Here is a 20,181-nt window from a genome sequence, read left to right as displayed (position 1 = left end):
TCCACATCCCCCATCGGCTGGATCCACTGCCGGGATCAGACCGGCATCCCATCAGGCTGCCAGCCCAGTCGTCATGACTTGAATTCCAGAGACTGAACGCAACACCAGGAGACAGCGATGTTCACAAGGAGAACGATGATGAAAACCACTCTCGCCGCAGGCGCCGCCGCCGTTTTTGCGCCCGCGGGTCTCGGCCATGCCGCCACCGGCCTGACGTGGAAGCACTTTCCTGCTGGGCAGAATGGTTTCTTCCGCAGCCCGGTCCTGGTCTCCGGCGCAACGGAAGCCATATTGATCGACGGCGGCTTCACGCTCGCCGACGGCAAGGCTGTCGCTGAAGCGATCAAGGCCACGGGCAAGACACTCACCACGATCTATGTCAGCCAGTCCGATCCGGATTATTATTTCAGCCTTGGCCCGATCAAGGCTGCCTTTCCGGGTGCCAAGGTTATCGCGGCCTCGGCAACTGTCGCGGCCATCAAGAGCAGTGTCGAGAAGAAGCTTGCTGTTTGGGGGCCGCAGCTCAGGGAGAACGGCCCGCAGGCGCTGGCCGATATCGTCATCCCGGAAACCTTTGACGGCAAGACGCTGACGGTTGACGGCGAGATCGTCGAGATCGTCGACGCGGAAGGCTTGTCCAATCGCCGCTATCTCTTCGTCCCGTCGCTGAACGCCGTATTCGGCGGCGTGATGGTCTTCAACGGTGTTCACGTCTGGACCGCCGACACCAACAGCGCCGAATTGCGGGCCGCCTGGATCGCCAATCTCGAGAAGATCGCAGCGCGCAAGCCAGCGATCGTGGTCGCCGGCCATATGACGCCGGAAGCCCTGAGCGACCTGTCGGGCGTCGCGCATACCATCGCCTATCTGAAGGCGTTCGAGGAAGAACTGGCAAAGGCCAAGGGCTCGGCCGGGCTCAAGGCGGCGATGGAAGCACGCTTCCCGGGCCTCGGCATGGGCATCGCACTCGACATAGGCTCCAAGGTCGCCACTGGCGAAATGAAGTGGGGCTGACCGGCAACGAGTGCAAATCCCGATCCCATCCCCGCCCTGTTAGGGGTTGGGTGGTCAAGACAAGGGTCGCAATCTCAATTGCGGCCCTTGTGTCCGACGGGACCCGCGTACGCTTGGCAGCAGCACTTTCAGCTTCGACATCCGGGTGCTAGACGCTGGATTTTGCGTCTGAAGGATATTCCCATGAAGAAATTGATTCGCCTGCTGCTGACGGTCGTCCTTGCAATCGTTGTTCTTGTCGGTTTCCGCTGGCATCGCTATGTCACCAATACCGACAGCCCCTATGATGAAGTCGGCATCTCGCTCAATAGCGCCATGCCCGGTCCGATCAACAGCTGGGGATGCGCCAAGCTCAAGGCCACCTTTGCCGGCTCCTTGCCGCCCTACGGCTGTGCCGCAGGCAATGCGACGCAGTGGCGGTAGCCAGTCGCACCAGTCGCGTCGAAGCCGCAGGATGTAGCCGCGATCCACCCCTTGACCGGCAGCAATCTGAACAATGCCGGGACGCCAAGCGTCTCGGCCCACATCAACTCACGGCGATAAACCTCCAGCAGATTCCCAAAAATGCTGACCCCAGAAGCGTCGTGATGACCGACAGGCCGAAGCGGAAGATGGATATGGCGGCGATGGCCGTCAAAACGAGTGAGGGCAAAATAACCGAGCTCAAGACAGGTATATCCATGGACCAGGGACCCGCTGATATCTGGCGAATCTCGCCAAACAGGACATGCAGGCCGAACCAGACCGCCAGGTTGAGAATCACGCCAACGACGGCGGCGGTAATTGCCGACATTGCCCCCGTCAGGGCGACGTTGCCCCGCATCTTTTCGATGAATGGGGCGCCTGCGAAAATCCAGAGGAAGCTTGGGAGGAACGTGACCCAGGTTGTCAGGATGGCGGCGAGGGTCGCTGCGGTCAGCGGATTGATCGTTCCCGGATCACGATGGCCCGCAAGGAACCCGACGAATTGCGTGACCATGATCAATGGCCCGGGGGTCGTCTCTGCCATGCCGAGTCCATTGAGCATTTCACCCGGACGGAGCCAGCCAAACTGCTCGACGGCCTCCTGCGCGACGTAGGCGAGCACGGCATAGGCGCCGCCGAAGGTGACGACGGCCATCTGACTGAAAAACACGCCGATTTGCGAAAATACATTGTCACGACCGAGCGTCAGCAGCAGAGCGGCGACCGGAAGGAGCCACAGCGCTGCAAGGACGCCTGAGGCCTTCAGCGACCAGGCCAAGTTCGATCGCGCATGGAGGGGGATGTCTTCGCCGAGAACGGAGTCCCGATCTTCGAGGATTTTGCCCGAACCGGATTTGTGCCCGCCGCCGACCCTGAACGCAGCGACCCCAGCACGGCCACCAAAATATCCGATGGCGCCCGCGCCTATGATGATCAGCGGAAACGGCACGTGAAGGAGGAAGATCGCCACAAACGCGGCGGCGGCAATCGCCACCATCACCTTGTTCTTGAGGGCGCGACTGCCGATCCGGAAGACCGCCTGAACGACGACCGCGAGGACGGCGCATTTCAGGCCGAAGAACATCCCCTCAATGAGGGTCACGTCGCCGAAGAGGACGTATATGTAGCTCAGCGCCAGGATCGAGATGAAACCGGGTAGAACAAATAGAAGGCCGGCAATCATGCCGCCCTTGGTTTTGTTGAGCAGCCAGCCGATGTAGATGGCGAGCTGATGGGCTTCGGGACCAGGCAGAAGCATGCAGTAGTTGAGGGCGTGAAGAAAACGATGCTCTCCGACCCAGCGTTTTTCGTCGACGACGATCCGGTGCATCACTGCGATCTGGCCAGCCGGACCGCCGAAGCTGAGTGCGGCGACCCGTGCCCAGACCTTGACGGCTTCGGAAAGAGGTACGACATCGCCGCCGGCGACCGGCTGACTGACGGTGAGGCTTTTGGCCGTATCAGTCATGGCCGCTACCCCTTCCTCGGATTTGGCCAGTTATGTGTCTCCTCCGTGGCGTCGCGGCACCAGCGATACATCGCGTCATAGACCAACAGGCCTGCCTCCAATTGCTCAAGGTCGTCGTTGAACATCCGTGACAATCCGAGCGAGATTGCCAGCAGACCCTGCGCTTCAGGGGCCAGATCGGGTCGGGCCGTGTCGGCGCCCCGCACGATGGTGGCGAGATGCAAAAGAGCGTCGCTGTTCAATCCGAACTCGTCGATCATCACGTCGAAGGTGCACAGTTCCCCGCGATGGCTCCAGAAAACGTCCTCGATGTCAAAAGGCGTCGCGTTGAAGCGGTCGCCCACCAGCGCGACTTCGCTCGCCGGAACGAACAGAAAGATCGCGGAAGGATCGACGAAGCGACGGATCAGCCATGGGCAGGCGATTCGGTCAATCTTCGGCCGTGCCCGTGTCACCCACACGGTTCGCCCTTGGACGTCCCGCGAAGGGAGCTTATCCTCGGGAACGAGAATGCCTCGCGAGTCGCGCCAGGCCTCAAACCCACCTTCCAGCGTCTCCGCTTCCGTTCCCATCGTCCGCAGGTATGCCGCGACGCCATGGCCGAGTTTCTGTCCCCTCTGGCAAAGGACAATGGCAGGACCGGCTATCTCGGTGCCCCATTCGGTGACGCGGCGAAAATCCCGGCGGATCGATCCGGGGATCAACCGAGGATCGCTTCCAAAATCCTCGTCGTTGCGGACATCGATGATCGTCGGCAGGTTGGGAGTGCCGATGATGCGGGCAAGTTTGTCTGATGTGATTTCAAGATATGACGGCATAGCGCGTCCTCCGTTGTTGCGGGTTCATGGACGCGATTCTTCGGCCGTGGCCTCGTGGGGTGATCGCAACCCCATGGCAGAGCATTTGCTTTCTCCAGTCCGGATGTCAAGCGTTTTGCAAAACCTTTGGGAAATTCCCCAGCCCGAACACCGAGGTCTCCGGTCCAATTCTCCTCGAGGCGTGTCATGGCTGAGACGTCATCTTCTGCGTTGACCTTGGGTATCCGCCGAGCAAGCCGCTCAGCCGCTTGTGCCTTCGATCAATGTCATAGGCCAGATCACGCGGGGTGTCTGTCCGACGTAATGGGACTGATAGGCTGGCATGACCGACAGCAGATGCTCCGCCAGGCTGATCCCCAGATCACGAAGCGACAACGTAAAGCAGGTCAACGCCGGAGAGAGGAACTGGGTCTGAGGGCTATAGCGACCGATGATCGCAATGTCCTTGCCCGGCTTGACGCCGGCGTCCTCTAGTCCTTTGTAAAGCCCTGTCACCAGTATCTCGTTGACCAGGACGATTGCCGATGGGCGTGGAGATCTGGAGGCGATCTCGTGTGCTACAGCGTAGCCCCCCGCCTCGCTCGGTTTTGCGCGGAAGACATGATCCTCGCTGAGGACAAGCCCATGTTCCGCGAGCACCTCGCGGCATCGATCGGCAAACAGGTAACCCAGGTTGAGATCGCCATTTGGCCAGATGATCCCGATATCTCTGTGGCCCGCCTTGACCAGCCGTTTGATCGCGACCTCCGCCATGCCTTCGAAGTCCAGATCGATCCACGGCTGGCCGACATCGGTCAGGCTGCGGCCGAGCGAGATGAACGGAATGTCGTGCCGATGCAACAGCTCGAACCGTGCGTCATTGCGGCGGGTGGCCGAGAGGATGATGGCATCCGCAAAACCGCGCGCCACGGTGCGCTGCAGATAGGCATAGGGATCTTCGTTGGAAGAGCAGAGCAGGGCGACGAGATCGAGCTTGTGGCGGCTAAGCACGGTCTGCACTCCGTCGAAAACGCTCATGAAGAAAGCGTCCCCCTGGCTGGTGATTTCCGGGCCGGTCTGCATCATGAAACCGACCACGCCGGTCGAGCCCTTGCGCAGCGAGCGGCCCGACTGGTTCGGCACATAGCCAAGCTTCTCCGCCGCCTCCAGAACGCGCCTGCGGGTCTCCGCATTCACATCCGCCTTTCCATTGAGCGCGCGGGACACGGTGCCAATGGAAATATCGAGATAATCGGCAAGTTGGCGGATGCCTGTCACAGGGAAGCCTTTCAAGGGTTCGACATACGACCGTAATCGTTTTCGGAAGCAGTATTGACAAAAAAATCGATGCGTTCATAGTACCGTAAACGTTTACGGTTGCACAGGAGGTGCCGTACCGTAAACGTTTACGGTTGCACAGGAGGTGCCGTACCGTAAACATTGCATGGGAGGATGTCGGTGACATACAAGGTCGTTTTGTGTGGCTGCGGAGCCATGGCCAAAGGGTGGCTGCGTGCGCTCCAGTCCACGCCGAAGCTGAGGCAAGCGCTGACCGTCGTGGGTCTGGTCGATCTCGATGTGTCGGTCGCGCAGGCCCTAGCCGCCGAGTTTTCTCTTCAGCCCGTCTCCGTCGGATCCGATCTCACCACGGTGCTGAGCGAAACGGGTGCAGACATTGTATTCGACGTCGTCATCCCCGCCGCCCGCCATTCAGTCGTGAAAGCCGCGCTTTCCCACGGATGTCATGTGCTGAGCGAAAAACCCATGGCCACCTCGATGGAGGAGGCGACAGACCTCATCCGCGCCGCCGAGGCTGCGGGGCGCATTCATTCCGTCGTGCAGAACCGGCGTTTCATTTCCGGTGTGCGGCGCATGCGGCGCTTCGTCGAGAGCGGTGCGATTGGCGATATCACCGCGATCCATTGCGATTTCTTCATCGCCCCGCATTTCGGCGGCTTCCGGGAGCAGATGGACAATGTCCTGCTTCTGGACATGGCGATCCACACCTTCGATGCAGCGCGCTTCGTTTCCGGCAAGACACCGCTTTCCGTCTACTGCCTGGAAACGAATCCACCCGGCTCCTGGTATGCCCACGGCGCCAGCGCCAATGCCGTGTTTCAGCTCTCCGACGACGTGGTCTTCACCTATCGCGGCTCCTGGTGCGCCGAAGGCCAGCGCACCAGTTGGGAAAGCGAATGGCGCATCGTTGGCTCGAGAGGCATGCTGACCTGGGACGGGGAAGACGCCTTCCGCGCCTCGGTTGCGGGAAGCGACAGCGGGTTGCTGCGCGGCGCAATACCGATCGAGGTTCTGCCGCCCGCCCGGGAGGAGGAGACCCACGGCCATGCCAGCGTCATCGCCGATTTCCTCTCGGCGATCGAAACCGGCGGCGTGCCGGAAACCGCGGGACAAGACAACATCAAGAGCCTTGCCATGGTTTTTGGCGCGATTGAAAGCGCCAGGTCCCGGCAAACCATCGACCTTGCAGCATAAGGGCCAACAATATGACCGGACAGGCAAATCATTCCATCCGCATCGGTACCATGGTCAGCGCCACAAAAGGGCAGGCGGCCGAGCGGATTTCCCAGATCGCCGATATGGGCTTTGAGAGTTTCCAGCCCTTTTTCTGGCAGACCACCAACGGACAGGACGTCGCCGAGCTTGGCAAGCGCTGCCGCGAGGCGATCGGAGGGCGGGACATCACCATCTCCACCATCGGCATGTTCGGCAATCCCCTGGAAGAAACGGAACTCGATCTCCAGACGCTTCAGGGCTGGAAGGATTGCATCGACAACGCCCATCATTTCGGCGCCACCTGCGTTGCCGGCTTCACCGGGCGCATCCGCAACCGGCCGCTGCCGGAAAGCCTGCCGCGTTACCGGCAGATCTGGAGCGAGCTTGCCCGCCGCGCCGCCGACAAGGGCATCCGCATTGCCTTTGAAAATTGCGCCATGGACGGCAACTGGGCAACCGGCGACTGGAACATCGCCCATAACCCGGATGCCTGGGAACTTATTTTCAACGAGACGCCGGACGAGCATATCGGGCTCGAATGGGAGCCTTGCCACCAGATGGTCTATCTCATCGAGCCCTTGCCGCAGATCCGCAAATGGGCGCAGCGGATTTTCCACGTCCACGGCAAGGATGCGACCATCCGCTGGGACGTGATCCGCGAGCACGGCATCTTCGGAAAACATCCCTTCGTTTTCATGCGCACGCCGGGTTTCGGCGACAGCAACTGGACCGACATTATTTCGGAACTGCGGCTGGCCGGCTGGTCGGGCTCAATCGACATCGAGGGATGGCATGATCCCGTCTACCGGGATGCGCTGGAAATGACGGGCCAGATCCACGCCTTGAACCATCTGAAACAGGCAAGGGGCGGCACGTTCGTCGTCGATCCGGTCTGATGCGCAGGCCGGCTGGCCAGAGAAGGAGCTCTGCGTCAGCCGGATGAGAATTGAGGATAACCAAGAAGGAGGAGAACCATGGGTATCCGCAGGACTATGATTTCCATTGCGCTGGCTCTGGCCAGTGCGTCATTTGCCGGCATGAGCGCGAGAGCGGAGGATGTGAAACTCGTTCTCTGGTCGCTGGACCGCGATATCCAGCCCGCGCCGAACCTCATCAAGGAATTCAACGCGCAGAAGAACGGCATCCAGATCGAATATCGCCAGCTCCAGTTCGACGATGTGGTGAGCGAGGCGATGCGCGCCTATTCGACCGGCAAGGCGCCTGATATCATCACCATCGACAATCCCAACCATGCCATGTTCGCGTCCCGCAAAGCCTTTCTGGATCTGACCGACATGATCCGGCAATCCAAGGTCATCAAGCCGGAGAATTATTTTCCCGGGCCGCTGAAATCGGTGACCTGGGACGAAAAGTATTACGGGGTGCCGAAGGCGACCAATACGATCGCACTTTACTACAATAAGGATCTGTTCAAGGCCGCAGGTCTCGATCCCGAAAAGCCGCCGCAGACTTGGACCGAACTGGTGGCGACGGCGAAAAAGCTCACCAATCCGTCCAAGAATATCTACGGCCTCACCTTTTCCGCCAAGGCCAACGAGGAGGGCACTTTCCAGTTCCTGCCTTGGGCGCAGATGGGCGGCGCCACCTATAAAACGATCAACAGCGAAGGTGCCGTCAAGGCCCTTACGGTCTGGAAGCAGATGCTGGATGAAAAGCTGGCCTCGCCGGATACGCTGACCCGAAGCCAATGGGATTCGACGGCCACCTTCAATGCCGGAAATGCGGCCATGGCGATTTCCGGCCCCTGGGAAATCGACCGGATGTTGAGCGATGCCAAGTTCCAGTGGGGCACCGCGCTTCTGCCGGTGCCGGGCGAGGGCGCTCAGCGTTCATCCGCCATGGGCGATTTCAACTGGGCGATCTTTTCCAGCACCAAGCATCCGAAGGAGGCTTTCAAGGCTTTGGAATTCTTCGCGTCCAAGGATGTGACCATGTACAAGGATTTCGGCCAGCTTCCGGCCCGCTCCGACCTTCCGGTTCCGCCGACGGGCAATGCTCTGAAGGATTCAGCGCTCGCCACGTTCGCGGAACAGCTGAAATATGCGCAGCCTCGCGGCCCTTCGCCGGAATGGCCGAAAATCTCGAAAGCCGTACAGGACGCGATCCAGGCGGCCCTGACAGGCCAGATGGAGCCGAAGGCCGCGCTCGATCAGGCAGCTGCGAAGATCAAGTCGATCGGGGGCTGAGCCAGCCGCCATCCCGCAGTGACGGCCCGGCATCCACCGCCGGGCCGTCCTCCAGGCTTCAGCGAGGTTTCGATGAAAAGAGTGTTCTCCAGCATCACGGATGGCCGTGGCTTCGACCTTGTTCTGGTCGGGGTGCCCTTCACGTTTCTCCTGGCGCTGTCAGGACTTCCGCTGCTCTACAATATCCTGATGAGCTTTCAGGAAGTGGATATGTTCAGCCTCGGCAGCGTCATCCGGCCTTTCGTCGGCTTCAAGAACTATGTGGACCTCTTCACCCAGCCTGAAACCATGTCCATCCTCCGAAACACGATTGTCTTCGTGGTGGGGTCGATCACGGGGCAGTTCCTCGTCGGCTTTGCGCTTGCCCTGTTCTTCTGGATCAATTTTCCTGGGGCATCCTGGCTGCGGGGACTGTTTCTGGTTTCCTGGGTCATGCCCGGCCTCGTCGTCGGCGCCATCTGGAACTGGATCCTGTCGGGCGATTTCGGCGTGCTCAATTTTCTGTTGCAGCAAACCGGCCTCATGAGCGGCAATATCTTCTGGCGGTCCGACCCGAATTTTTCGCTCTGGGCGGTCATCCTCGCCAATATCTGGCTTGGCACCTCCTTCAACATGATCCTGCTTGCGACCGGTCTTGCCGCCATTCCGGCGGATCTCTACGAGGCGGCGGAAATGGATGGCGCCAATGCCTGGCAGCGCTTCTGGACCATCACCCTGCCGATGATGCGCTCCACCATCGGCGCCATCATCGCGCTCGGGCTGATCTTCACCCTGCAACAGTTCGATCTGTTTGCCGCAATTACCGACGGCGGCCCGAACAATTCCTCCAATGTCGCGCAATACTGGGCTTGGGATCTTTCCTTCCGGCAATATGATTTCGGCAAGGGCGCCACCATTTCCGTCATCATGACCGTCTTCGTGATGTTTGCCGCAACCGTCTATGTCCGCTCCACACGTCACGAGGTGCGCGGATGAGTGACAATGCACGCAACCGGCTGCTGCTCGCCCTGTCCATCGTGATGGCGGCGATCTATCTCTTCCCGCTCTACTGGATGTACGTGACGGCGCTGAAAAGCGGTTCGGAAATGTTTGCCACGCCGCCCACATTCTGGCCATCCTCTGCCCAATGGCGCACCTTCGCCTATGTCTGGGAAAGCCGGAACATGGGCCGCTACCTGTGGAATTCCACGGTGATCGCCTTCGGTGCGGTAGCCCTGATCGCGATCCTGGGCACCGGCTGTGCCTATGTGCTGGCGCGCTATCGCAACATCTGGGTGGATATCGGGCTTTTCCTCATCCTGATGTTTCAGGTTCTGCCCGCCTCGCTGATGATAACGCCGATCTTCGTGGGTTTTTCTCAGCTGGGGTTGCTCGAATATCCGCGCCTCGCCGTCATCCTGGCCATTACCGCCAAGAGCATGCCCTTCTTTGTCGTGCTTGTGCGCGCAACCTTCATGGCCGTGCCGATGGAGCTGGAGGAGGCGGCGCTGGTGGACGGCAATTCCCGCATCGGCGCCTTCTTCAACATCGTTCTGCCGCTGGCGCGCAACGGCATTCTGGTCAGCGCCATCCTCATCTTCATGCAGGCCTTCGGCGAGTTCGTCTATTCCAAGTCGATGATCCAGGACATCCAGCTCCAGCCCGCCAGCGTCGGGCTCAATTCCTTCATGGGGCCGAACACCAGCGAGTGGAACAACATCATGGCCTACGCCACCATGTATGTGACGCCCATCCTCGCCATCTTCGTGCTCTTGCAGCGCCGCATCGTGTCCGGACTCACATCGGGAGCCTTGAAATGACCCACCAGATCGAACTCTCGGCCGTCAACAAATATTACGGCGCCTATCACGCGCTGAAGGATATCGACCTTTCCATTCGAAAGGGCTCGTTCGTCGCACTGGTCGGCCCGTCCGGCTGCGGCAAGTCCACGCTGCTGCGCTCGCTGGCGGGGCTCGAAACCATATCGAGCGGCGATCTCGTCATCGCCGGAAAGCGCATGAACGGGGTACCGCCCCGAAAGCGCGATCTGGCCATGGTGTTCCAGTCCTATGCGCTCTACCCGCATATGACCGTCGAACAGAACCTGACCTACAGCCTGAAGATCAACGGGGTCGGCAAGGCGGAGAGGAAAAAGGCGGCCGCCGATGTCGCGGCGATTACCGGATTGTCGAACCTGCTGCACCGATATCCCCGCGAACTGTCGGGGGGACAGCGTCAACGCGTCGCGATGAGCCGTGCCATCATCCGCAACCCGCAGGCATTTCTCTTCGACGAACCGCTATCGAACCTCGATGCAGCACTGCGTGTCCACATGCGCAAGGAGATCAGGGCACTGCATGATCGCCTGGGCGCGACCTCGGTCTATGTGACCCATGACCAGGTCGAGGCGATGACGATGGCGGATCATGTCGTCGTGATGCGCAATGGCGTTATTGAGCAGCAGGGCAGGCCGCTCGATCTATACGACCGGCCAAGCAATCGCTTCGTCGCCGGCTTCATCGGCTCGCCGGCGATGAACTTCATTCCGGCGCGATCGACCCCTGACGGTAGAGCCCTTGTTCTGGATCTTGCCGAGCCGCAAACCATTCCTTTCGATTGCCCGCTGCCGGCCGGGCGTGCCCTGACCGTCGGCATCCGCCCGGAGCATCTCACGTTAGCCGCGCCTGACGCCGCCGGCTTCAAGGTCGATGTCGCGGCAGTTGAAACGACCGGCGCGGTGACGTTCATCACGACCGCGACAACGCCTGAGATTGTCATAGCCCTGAACGGCAGGAGCGTTGTGGTGGCGGGCGAAACCATTCGTCTGACGTTTTCCGGTGACCATGTCCATCTGTTCGACGCCGAGACCGAACAGCGCCTCAAATGACCGTGCTGGCGCGCTATCGGTGTTTAGGCTGCGTTGGGAAAGTTTCCGGTTCATGGGGATGCGTAGCCAAGTACAAGGCTGACGCAGCTGAGCGCAAACGCTTCCATACCCCGGCCCGCTTCGAGCAGGAGTGCCCCGGGATGTTGGTCTTGCCTCGATCAGGCTCCTCAAGGTGAGCCTGCGAGCTGGTCGAGCAACCCTTCAATGCCCAGCTAGTGCCGGATCGACAGCGATCAATCCAGCACTAGCTGAGGCTGCTTTCCAAAGATCTGAGATGCTCGGAGCAGCCCGATTTGACCAGGGCGAGCAGGATTGCAGTCCCGCTTCTGCTTCTTATTCATAAGAGCGCAGGGTCTCAATGTCCTGGTCCGTCAGCAGTGTTGATTTCCACTGAGAGCTGACCCGGCGTTTCCACCGAGAAGTGACCCGCCTTTAGGTATCGTTTGTGTTGGTCATGGTGGTCAAGTTCCTGCGTTTCTCCTTCGCCCGGTGTATATTTCGGGCCTCATCGGGCCGGGAGATCGCAAGAGTATCGAGCCGATGGCGGAACGGCTTGCGCCTGATCGCTACGACCGCCCACATCATTTCATCTCGGATGGCATTTGGGACACCGGTCCGCTTGAGGCGGAATTGGCCGTTGAGACCAGCAATTGCCGCGATCAAACATCTACGACGGCACCGCTCCGGTCGCGGTCTCAGGCGGCCGGGCTGCCCGAAAGTGCCGATGGCGGCAGGCCGGGTGCGACGCGTTTGCCTGTCAGCCAGTACAGCATCAGAGCAATGGCCACGAGCACAGCGACGATCTGGACGGCAAACACCATCTCATAGGCGCTGTTGATATCGAGGCCGGCGAGCTTGCTCGACTGGAAGACGATTTCGAGGATCTCGATCCCGACTTCGGTGCCGAACATGATGATGAAGGCCGGCGCCAGCGCGACGATCTTGCTTTGCGCGCCCAGCCCGGCGACGACGCCGATGACGGCCGCCGTCGCCGTGCCCATGCCGATGCTCGACAGCATCTTGGAGATGTAGAACAGCGGGACGTTGATCTCCTGATAGGGGTAGAAATAGATCGCCACCATGCCGGCCAGCAGAAACGGCAGCGACAGGCCGACCATGCGCGTGCCCCAGTGTGGGTAACGTACCAGAATCGCTCCGGTGGCAAACACCGAGATGATCTGGCTGGCGGCAGAAAGCGTCGCGCGGTTGTCGATCAGATCCGCCGAGCACAGGTGCCGGACCAGATAGGCGGTGTCGTAAAGGCCGGTGGTCGGGATCTCCAGCACGAACAGGACGCAGAGCAGGAAGATCGCCAGATGCGGGACCTCGCCGGCGCCGCGGGTCAGGTGCTTGCGCTTCAAGAACAGCGCTACGACGATCGCAACGAACACCGCCATCAGCGTCAGACTGATGATGCTGTCGATGCCGACGAAGGAATTGGCGGCGGTCCAGGCCTCGAAGGCGATGACGGCAATGATCAACGGCAGCGCCCGCTTCCAGGCTTTCGGGGCATCGGCGGGTACCGGTGCAAGAGTGTCGTCCGCTTTGCCCTTGTCGCCGAAGACGAAGGGAATGAAGATCAGGAAGACCAGCGGCAGGGCGGCCATGATCAGGAAGTAGTTGCCGGTGCCGATGTCGAAGGCGACGTATTTGACCAGCTGTGGCGTCACCAGGAATGCGATCGGCTGGGCCGAGATCCACACCGTGGTGAGCCGGGAGCGCATCGCCGGGTCCTTCTCGTTGTTGATCGCCAACTGCGCCAGCGGCGCGAAGAAGGCGACGGAAAAGCCGCTGAAGGCAAAGCTTGCAATCACCACGGCTTCGCGGATCTCCAGCGCCGGATCGACCAGCATGGTGACGCCGACCAAGGCATAGCATGCCGTGGTAATGACGGCGAAGATAACGGCGATCTTCTTAGCGCTGCGCACCGAGATGACGAACGGAGCCAACGCCAAAGCCAGCACCGCGCCGCCCAGCAGCAGCTCGATCAGTACGTCGGTCTTTTCCACGGAGATGTTCAGGAAGCTGGCGAACTCGCTCTGCGACACCGATACCGTGGTGGTGCTGATTGAGCGCAGTCCGTTACCGAGCAGCACGAACATCGCCAAGATGAGACCTTCAAGCGCTAGGAGCCTGTGCATTCTGTTCTCTCAGTTCTTGAGGTTCTGGATCATCCGGCCGGCGGCGCGGATCGCCAATGCGGCGATCGTCAGCGACGGTGCGTTGACGGGGGCGGTGACATGGGCGCTGGAGCCGAGGATGTAGAGATTGCGGTGATCATGGGCGACGAGGTCGGTGTCGACTACGGATGTCTTAGGGTCGTAGCCCATACGGGCGGTGCCGCCGATGATGGCGTTGGACAGGTAGGGATCGTTGCTCTCAACGTCGGTCGCACCCATTGCCGAAAAAATCTGCCGGTTGATCTTCAGTGCCTTGGCGAGCCCCTTCTTGGTGTAGTCGTCCATCGTGAAGGTGACCTTGGGCTTCGGCACGCCGGAACTGTCCATCACATCGGCCAGCTCGACCCGGTTATTCCAATCCGGCAGGACTTCGGCGGACGAATTCAGGCGCAAATGGCGGGCGACCTGGCGGTTGATGCTGCGGGCCAGTTCTGCCCCGGTCATGCCTTGGGCGATCAGTTTCCTGGCGAGCCCCGTGGCATCCGAATTGCCCGCCCAGCCGCTGTTCATGAAGGAGGTACCGGCGGCGGCATACTGGCTGCGGAACGCGCCGTCGCGCAGCTCCAGCAGTCCGCCGGTCTGCTGCGGACCGCGATAGGGATAGACCGGCTCGGGCATCATCGCCCAGGCGTCCTGATTGGCTTGGGTCAGCAGATAGCGGCCGACGGCGCCGGACGAATTGGCGACGCCATTTTGCGCGCCCGCCTGCTTGGAATTCAGCAACAGCCTCGGATTTTCGATCGCGTGGCAGCAGAGCGCAAAGACATCGCCTTCGACCCAGAATGTTTCGCCATCCGGCCGGCGGACCTTTACCCGGGTGACATTGCCGTCAGGGCCGAGTTCTATGTAGGTGGCCAGGGCGTCGGTGAGAAATTTTGCGCCCGCGGCCTCGGCCTTTTCGGCATGCACCGAGGCATCGTATTTGGCGCCGATCGGACAGATCGGCACGCAGGTATTGTTGCCGCAGCAGGCCGGGCGGTCGTCGAAAATCTCGGAATTGCGGGCATGGGAAAAGCGGCCGGCATGCAGGCCGAGCGTATCCAGCGCCTTGATCACCTGGTGGTCCATGTAGCTGTGCGGGATCGGCGGCATCTGGTACGGGGTGTCGCCGCGCGGCGCGCCCCAATTGAACGCCGGATCGCCGGCCACGCCCCAGCGCTTTTCCGCTTCCTCATAGAAACCGACGAGCGAGTCGTAGGTGATCGGCCAATCTTCGGCCAGCGCATAGTCGGTCTTCATCCGGAAGTCGGCCGGGCGAAGACGGTCGGCAAAGCCGGTCCAGTGCCAAGTGGTGCCGCCATAAAGCCTGAGATAGGCGCCGATGAACTTGTCGGCGCCGGCCTGGACGTAGAAATCGTCGTATCGGCCGTCTTCCGGATGGGGGGCGGAAGGCGCGCTCGGATAGGGCGACTGCGGACCCTTGACGGGATTTTCGTAAAACGTCTTGAGATTGCTGGAACGGTCGCGGCGCGGGCCGGCCTCCAGCACCAACACGTCGACGCCTTTGAGCGCAAGTGTATAGGCCAGATGCGAGCCGGCCATGCCGGAGCCGATGACGACGACCGTGGCGCGCATCACATGGCTCCCGGAATAGGTGCGTTTTCCCAGTGGCCGAAGCCCGGGCCGCCGCAGGTGCCGGGGGCGGAAGCAAAGGTTACCGCTTTCCAGGACAGGCACCAGGGGTAATATTTGGCGCTGGTGACGCCGTCGCGGACGACTTCGCCGGTATAGAGAAAGGTGGCGACGAAGGCCGCCTGTGCCTGCAATGCCGGTTCGGCATCGGCGATGCGGTCCAGCAAAGGGCCGGTGTCGAGCGCCGCCACGAAGATGCCCTTGGCATCGGGACCATAAGCCAGCACGAATTCATACTCCGCCGCCTCGATCAGGTAAGGCGAGACATCGGTAACGCCGCCGATCTGGCGGGCGATGTCGGCAAAGGCCCAATCCCGATTGCCGAGCGCCCGTGCCTTTGCGGCACCGGGGACCAGCGGCAGGATGCCGAGGAACATGCGGCGGCTGAGCTTCATTTGCTGACCACCACGAAACCACGCATAGCGTTCGAGCCGGTATCGGTGGTGGCCATTCCCTTGTAGAGGTCGGCAATCGTCAGCCACACCGGCGGATACTTGTACTTCGCCACGTCGAGCACCAGCACACGGTCGCTGTCGGCGTCATAGGCGGCGACAGGCGAGATGTGGCCGTCACCGTTCTGGCCGATCGGCCTGCGCGAATAGTTGATGACGAGACGCTTCGACGGGTCGGCCAGCACTGCCTTGACGGTGTCGCGCAGGGTGTTGGCGTCGAAAGTGTCGGCATGCTTAAATTCGGCTGTGGCGCCGAGATTGGTGAAGAACTGCGCCAGCTGGCTCAGCACCAGACCCTCGTGCTCCACCATCGGATAGGGTTTCACCTTCTCGTTCTCGGCGGTAAAAATGTTTTCCTGGGTGAAGAACGGCCAGGGATACAGCCGCTGGGACACCAGGCGCGGCCCGCCGAGGCTGTTCATCACCGCGGCGATGGTCGCCGGGCCGCAAAAGGTGAGGATGTGCTCGCTGTCGAGGGCGCTTGCCAGCGCGAAATACTGGGCTTCCAGTTCGGCGCCCTTGAACAGTTCGATGCCCTTGGCATCCGGCAGGTAGATCAGCTCGTCGGCATTAGCTGTGTGCGGCGCCAGCAGGACGAGGCAGACGGAAGCTTTGAGAAGGCGGTTCATTTCTGATCTCCAAACCAGGCGGCCAGGGCGGCGATATCGTCGTCGCTGAGGCCTTTGGCAATTTCACGCATGACGATGGCCCGGCCGCCGCCGCGAAGGCCGCTGCGATAGGCGTTCAGGGTGTTTTGCAGGTAGACGGGCTGCTGGCCGGCGATGATCGGCACGTCGGCAAGGCCCGGACGGCCGTCGGCGCCGTGGCAGGCGAAACACTGCGATGCCTTGTCCGGCGGCGAAGCCGGTGCCGCCAGTCCTTCGGCATGGGCGGCCGTTGCCATGCCCGCGAGTATCATCGCCAGCCCCAACCGATAGTTCGCCTTCGCCCCAAGCAGCTGCATGCTCAGTCCTCGATATTGATGTTGATCATCATGCCGGTGTCCTCGTGCGGCAGGATGTGGCAATGCATGACGTAGCGCCCGGAAAAATCGGTAAAGCGGGTGCGGAAGCGCAGCGTGCCGGCCGCCGGCACCGCGACGGTGTCGAGCCAGGGCTTGCGCAGATCAGGCACGCCGTTGACGTCGATCACCTGGAACGGATTGACGTGGATATGCAGCGGGTGCGGGTAGGGCGTAGTGTTGACCAGCGTCCATTCCTCGACCGCGCCGACCTTGGTGACGACGTCGTCGCGGCGAGGATCGAACGGCTGGCCATTGATGGTGAACTCGGTGTCGTGGAAGAAGCCCTTGACATCGGAGACGCCGAGCACGAACTGCCGGTGGCCGGTGATCTCGCTATCGGCGATATCGGTGAGGATGCGGTTCTTCGGCAGCCGCCCGGTCGGAAGATTCCGGCCGAAGGGGATATGCTTGGCGACACGCGCGTCGTCGGCGGCAATTACGACGATTTCGGCCAGCATCATATCGGGCAGCGGTTGCTTTCCCTGGCTGAAGGCGGGGCGGCGCAGCTCGTAGGTGCCGACCTTCGGCGCCTTGACCAGAATATTGGCCCGGTTGCCCGGCGCCAGGTCGACATTGGTCACCAGGTCGGGCTTGGGCAACGGATTGCCGTCGCGCCCGACTTCGTAAAGCTCCAGCCCATCGGCGGTCAGCGGCAGGAACTGGGCGTCGCCGGCATGCAGGACCCGCCAATGCTGGACTTCACCCTCGCGCATGTAGATGCGCGGGCGGTAGCTGCCGTTGATCAGGAAATTGCGCTCGGCATCCAGTGCCCAGATCGGCTCTTCGCTGGTCAAAAGGCCTTCCAGCCCCGGTACCGGCGCCTGGATGACCATCACCCGTTCGACCATTGCGGCAATTTCAGGGACCGTGTCGAGCGTCCCGCCAATGATGGCCATACCGGCGGCACCCGACGCCACCTGGGCTGCGACCGAACCATGGCGATGAGGGTGGTACCAGTAATTGCCGGCCGGATGATCGTGCGGGATCTTGACGACATAGTTGAAGCGCTGGCCCGGATCGATGTTCAGATAGACGTTGTCGCTGTTGCCGCGCGGGCTGACATGGAAGCCGTGGTAGTGGACATTGGTGGTGTTGAAGCGGTTCGGCGTGTTGGTGACCATCTGGTCTGTATCGGAATTGGCCGGCATGCGGTTTTCGAAGGCGACCTCCAGGGTGTCGCCCGGCATCAGCCGCAGGGTCGGCGCCGGCAGGCGACCGTTGAAGATTCTAAGCTTCGCCGGGCCCGAGGGCAGATTGACCTCGGTGATGTCCATGTGGAGTTTCGCCTTGAGGCGCCCGCTCTGGCTGCGAATCTCCGAAGGATTGATCAGATCGTCGGCAATGCCCAGCGGCGAGGCTTCCGGATAGGTCTCGACGGCACCGGCCAACCTGCCGCCCAGAAGCGCGCTAGCGGCGCCGCCAATCAAGGTTGCCGCGACGGAACGTTGCAGAAAATTGCGCCGTGAAAATATCTGCATGAAAAGCCCCCTTCAGGAGGCTTTCAAGAGCGGCGCGAGACCTTAATTTTACGCTAATTCGGCGCGCAAGCAGCAGCTTTTCTGTGGCTTTTTCTGGGCGGCAGTCATCCACTAGACCTGGACAAGGCTTTATAGGCGACGACGAAGTCGCTTAGATGCTGGCGAAGCTGATCATCGCGTCCTTAATAATAACCTTTAATGGTTGCATCTTTGATCGTTCGGTTCATTCGCTTGAGCTGATCGTTGGTCCGGGAGTGTCTGGGCTTGGTCGTCCCGTGTTCAATACCGTTTTTTTCCGGTCGAATTTCTGAAGCGTGCAACATCGGCTTGATCATCGCCGCGGTCGACCGCGGCCCATCAACTGCGAAGCATGGCGAAGTTAACCTGCATTATGGCAGTGAGCCGGGATAAAGGCTCTATAGCCGGTTGTCGGTTCGTCATGGCTACTTCAGCATCCTACTGATCAGTCCAATCGACACGCAGGCTGGCGTAAGCAGTGTGCTACTCACCTGCTCGTGCCAGGGCGATATGCGTCCACCATCCGGAAATCGCCTCAAATGGCCCGCCGGTGAAATCGCGCGCAAACTCGGCGGCCGAAGCGGTCCGTTCCCCGTCGTCGAGCGAGATCGCCCGCCGTAGCGCCCGCCACCGGCTGGCCGAAAGTCCATAGGGACGGGTAGGGACATGGCCCGCTTCTGCGGCCTCGAGGGCATTGCCGGGGGCATAGGGGCGGATGCCGGTCAAGGCGAGGTACGTGATGATGCCGAGCGAAAAGACGTCGTCGCCGGTGCCAGGCTCGGCGCCGGCAAGCCGTTGCGGTGATGCATAGGCCGGCGTCAGCGCGCCAAGGCGGCCGAGAATGGCGACCGTATCCTCCTCGCGGGTCTTCCTCGGTCGTGCCACCGGATAGGCGATGTTGAAATCGATCAGCTTGATCCGCCCGGATGTTTCCAGGAATATGTTACCAGGCTTGAGATCGGCATGGATGATGCCTTTGCCATGGGCAAATTCGAGCGCGGCCGCGATTTTGCCAACCAGCCGGTCAACCGCCGGCAGTACCAGCCGGTGCCCCGGTGCCTCGCGCAGCATGCGCGACAGCGACTGTCCTTCGAGATATTCCATGATCATGAAATGAAGCCGCCGATCGGAATCCATATCGTAGACGCGGACGATGTTCGGATGGACGAGATCGCGCAACCGCCGCGCCTCCCGATGCATCAGCGCGATCACGTCGGGATCGGTATTCTTGCCCGCGGCGATCAGCTTCAGGGCCACATGAGGATCGGCGAGGCCGGCGCGCAAAGCCACCATGTCGCGGGCCTTGAAGACCCGCGACAGCCCGCCGCGGCCGATTTCCGCCACCAGTTGGTACCGCCCGCGCAGCAGGCGCGAGGGATCGATCGGGGGCCGGTCCTCGATGAGAACCAGCGCCGTCGATTGCGGTCTGTGGTCCTCACTCATCGGCAAGCACCCAGACCAGCACCAGCGTGATATCGTCGACGGATCCGCCCGCGATCGATTTCGCGAGCAGCCGATCGGCGGCATTCTCGCGTCTGTCGCACAGGATACCGACCAGTTCGTCCTCGCCCATGCCCTTAAGCAGGCCGTCGCTGCAGAGCACGAACAAGTCGCCGTCGGCAAGCTCTACGATCCGCCGGTCCACATCGACCTTGGCCGAGGAACCGATGGCACGGGTCAGCGCGCCGCCTTCCGCCGCATGATCCTCCGAGATCAGGTAGAGCTTCTCGTTGCGCATCAGGTAGAGCCTGGAATCTCCGACCCAGAGGCAGCAGGCGTAATCTTCCCCAACCAGCAAGGCCACGGCGGTCGAGCCGGAAATGCCGGCTGCCGGATTGGCAAGGCTCTCGCCGAACAGGGCTGCATTCGCTTCTTCGAGCGCCCGCGTCGCATTGTCGATCCGTTCCTCCAGGGAGGTGGCGGCGCTCCGTTGCTGAAGCGACGTGATCACCGTCCGGCTGGCGATATGGCCGTCGCGATGGACGCCCATGCCGTCGGCAATCGCGAAAAGGCGCTCGCCGAGGCTGACCATATAGGCATCCTCGTTGTGCATATGAGAATATCCG

General features: G+C 61.2%; 19 protein-coding genes and 1 pseudogene. 9 read left to right on the top strand and 11 right to left on the bottom strand.

What is annotated here, in order from left to right:
* Positions 1-117: 117 nt before the first annotated feature.
* Positions 118-1,014, top strand: a complete 897-nt coding sequence (locus C5J22_RS02655) for an MBL fold metallo-hydrolase (RefSeq protein ID WP_205837146.1) — start codon at positions 118-120, stop codon at positions 1,012-1,014.
* A gap of 183 nt (positions 1,015-1,197) precedes the next feature.
* Entirely contained in the window at positions 1,198-1,437 is a 240-nt protein-coding gene (locus C5J22_RS02650) for a hypothetical protein (RefSeq protein ID WP_105437031.1), read from the top strand.
* Positions 1,438-1,540: 103 nt separating this feature from the next.
* On the opposite strand, the gene chrA is transcribed toward C5J22_RS02650, so the two are convergent.
* The 3 genes from chrA to C5J22_RS02635 form a co-directional block, all read right to left on the bottom strand.
* Positions 1,541-2,947 (bottom strand): chromate efflux transporter, encoded by a 1,407-nt coding sequence (chrA, locus tag C5J22_RS02645; protein WP_105437030.1) that lies wholly within the window; start codon positions 2,945-2,947, stop codon positions 1,541-1,543.
* A 5-nt stretch (positions 2,948-2,952) separates the two neighbouring features.
* Positions 2,953-3,765, bottom strand: coding sequence for a sulfurtransferase/chromate resistance protein (locus tag C5J22_RS02640; protein WP_105437029.1), 813 nt, complete (start codon positions 3,763-3,765; stop codon positions 2,953-2,955).
* A gap of 240 nt (positions 3,766-4,005) precedes the next feature.
* Positions 4,006-5,022 carry a LacI family DNA-binding transcriptional regulator gene (locus C5J22_RS02635; protein ID WP_105437191.1) on the bottom strand — a complete coding sequence of 339 codons (1,017 nt, stop codon included), beginning with the start codon at positions 5,020-5,022 and terminating at the stop codon, positions 4,006-4,008.
* Between the two features lie 180 nt (positions 5,023-5,202).
* Between C5J22_RS02635 and C5J22_RS02630 the strand changes: the two genes are divergently transcribed.
* The 7 genes and pseudogenes from C5J22_RS02630 to C5J22_RS31565 form a co-directional block, all read left to right on the top strand.
* Positions 5,203-6,237 carry a Gfo/Idh/MocA family protein gene (locus C5J22_RS02630; protein WP_105437190.1) on the top strand — a complete coding sequence of 345 codons (1,035 nt, stop codon included), beginning with the start codon at positions 5,203-5,205 and terminating at the stop codon, positions 6,235-6,237.
* Positions 6,238-6,248: 11 nt separating this feature from the next.
* Entirely contained in the window at positions 6,249-7,154 is a 906-nt protein-coding gene (locus tag C5J22_RS02625; protein ID WP_105437028.1) for a sugar phosphate isomerase/epimerase, read from the top strand.
* 78 nt (positions 7,155-7,232) lie between these two features.
* Entirely contained in the window at positions 7,233-8,465 is a 1,233-nt protein-coding gene (locus tag C5J22_RS02620; RefSeq protein ID WP_105437027.1) for a sugar ABC transporter substrate-binding protein, read from the top strand.
* A gap of 72 nt (positions 8,466-8,537) precedes the next feature.
* A complete protein-coding gene (locus tag C5J22_RS02615; RefSeq protein ID WP_105426612.1) occupies positions 8,538-9,440 on the top strand; it encodes a carbohydrate ABC transporter permease in 903 nt (300 codons plus the stop codon).
* Positions 9,437-10,264 (top strand): carbohydrate ABC transporter permease, encoded by an 828-nt coding sequence (locus C5J22_RS02610; protein WP_105426611.1) that lies wholly within the window; start codon positions 9,437-9,439, stop codon positions 10,262-10,264. The genes C5J22_RS02615 and C5J22_RS02610 overlap by 4 nt, the downstream gene beginning before the upstream one ends.
* The gene (locus tag C5J22_RS02605; RefSeq protein WP_105437026.1) at positions 10,261-11,331 is read left to right on the top strand and encodes an ABC transporter ATP-binding protein; all 1,071 of its coding nucleotides are present in this window, start codon (positions 10,261-10,263) and stop codon (positions 11,329-11,331) included. The genes C5J22_RS02610 and C5J22_RS02605 overlap by 4 nt, the downstream gene beginning before the upstream one ends.
* 438 nt (positions 11,332-11,769) lie before the next feature.
* A pseudogene (locus tag C5J22_RS31565) lies at positions 11,770-11,973 on the top strand (transposase); the annotation flags it as partial.
* 53 nt (positions 11,974-12,026) lie between these two features.
* Here the strand turns inward: C5J22_RS31565 and C5J22_RS31560 are convergent.
* From C5J22_RS31560 to C5J22_RS02565, 8 genes are all read right to left on the bottom strand, one after another.
* Entirely contained in the window at positions 12,027-13,472 is a 1,446-nt protein-coding gene (locus C5J22_RS31560) for a hypothetical protein (RefSeq protein ID WP_245440268.1), read from the bottom strand.
* A 9-nt stretch (positions 13,473-13,481) separates the two neighbouring features.
* Entirely contained in the window at positions 13,482-15,086 is a 1,605-nt protein-coding gene (locus C5J22_RS02595) for a GMC oxidoreductase (protein WP_105437024.1), read from the bottom strand.
* Complete coding sequence (locus C5J22_RS02590; RefSeq protein ID WP_105437023.1) at positions 15,086-15,538, bottom strand: hypothetical protein; 453 nt, start codon at positions 15,536-15,538, stop codon at positions 15,086-15,088. The genes C5J22_RS02595 and C5J22_RS02590 overlap by 1 nt, the downstream gene beginning before the upstream one ends.
* Positions 15,535-16,224 (bottom strand): phytochelatin synthase family protein, encoded by a 690-nt coding sequence (locus tag C5J22_RS02585; protein WP_105437022.1) that lies wholly within the window; start codon positions 16,222-16,224, stop codon positions 15,535-15,537. The genes C5J22_RS02590 and C5J22_RS02585 overlap by 4 nt, the downstream gene beginning before the upstream one ends.
* On the bottom strand, positions 16,221-16,559 hold the full coding sequence (locus tag C5J22_RS02580; RefSeq protein ID WP_105437021.1) for a c-type cytochrome: 339 nt from the start codon (positions 16,557-16,559) through the stop codon (positions 16,221-16,223). Before C5J22_RS02580 ends, C5J22_RS02585 begins: the two co-directional genes overlap by 4 nt.
* A gap of 2 nt (positions 16,560-16,561) precedes the next feature.
* Positions 16,562-18,097, bottom strand: coding sequence for a multicopper oxidase family protein (locus C5J22_RS02575; protein ID WP_172746500.1), 1,536 nt, complete (start codon positions 18,095-18,097; stop codon positions 16,562-16,564).
* Between the two features lie 501 nt (positions 18,098-18,598).
* Complete coding sequence (locus C5J22_RS02570; protein WP_172746499.1) at positions 18,599-19,558, bottom strand: serine/threonine-protein kinase; 960 nt, start codon at positions 19,556-19,558, stop codon at positions 18,599-18,601.
* Positions 19,551-20,168 (bottom strand): PP2C family serine/threonine-protein phosphatase, encoded by a 618-nt coding sequence (locus C5J22_RS02565; RefSeq protein WP_172746498.1) that lies wholly within the window; start codon positions 20,166-20,168, stop codon positions 19,551-19,553. The genes C5J22_RS02570 and C5J22_RS02565 overlap by 8 nt, the downstream gene beginning before the upstream one ends.
* Positions 20,169-20,181 lie beyond the last annotated feature (13 nt).

It is taken from the genome of Neorhizobium sp. T25_13 (assembly GCF_002968675.1).
GTDB classification, from domain to species: domain Bacteria; phylum Pseudomonadota; class Alphaproteobacteria; order Rhizobiales; family Rhizobiaceae; genus Neorhizobium; species Neorhizobium tomejilense.
Note: the sequence above shows the minus strand (reverse complement) of the source record. Positions and strands in the feature narration are given on the sequence as shown.